General features: G+C 61.3%; 1 protein-coding gene. It reads right to left on the bottom strand.

The features are described from left to right. On the bottom strand, positions 1-269 hold a 269-nt coding region (locus tag IB266_RS30560), incomplete at both ends, for an SPASM domain-containing protein (RefSeq protein ID WP_192264466.1).

Genomic DNA, 269 nt, shown 5'->3' with positions numbered 1-269 from the left:
CGCAGGAGCGGCACGGTTCGGGCATCCAGTCATAACCGCGGAAACGGTTGAAACCGAACGAGTCGTACCAGATGTGCTGCATGCTGTGGTCGCGCACATTGGGAAACTGCACCGGCAGCTGTCGGGCGCCGTGACAGGGCAGTGCCGTGCCGTCCGGCGTGACGGTGAGGAAAATGCTGCCCCAGCCGTTCATGCAGCCCTTGGGGCGTTCTTCATAGTAGTCCGGCGTGACAAAGATCAACTTGCACGGATTGCCTTCGGCTTCCAGC

The sequence above is a fragment of the Pseudomonas sp. Pdm06 genome (genome assembly GCF_014851795.1).
Lineage (GTDB): Bacteria > Pseudomonadota > Gammaproteobacteria > Pseudomonadales > Pseudomonadaceae > Aquipseudomonas > Aquipseudomonas fluorescens_AA.
The sequence above is the reverse complement of the archived record's forward strand: the minus strand, read 5'-3'. Positions and strand labels throughout refer to the sequence as shown.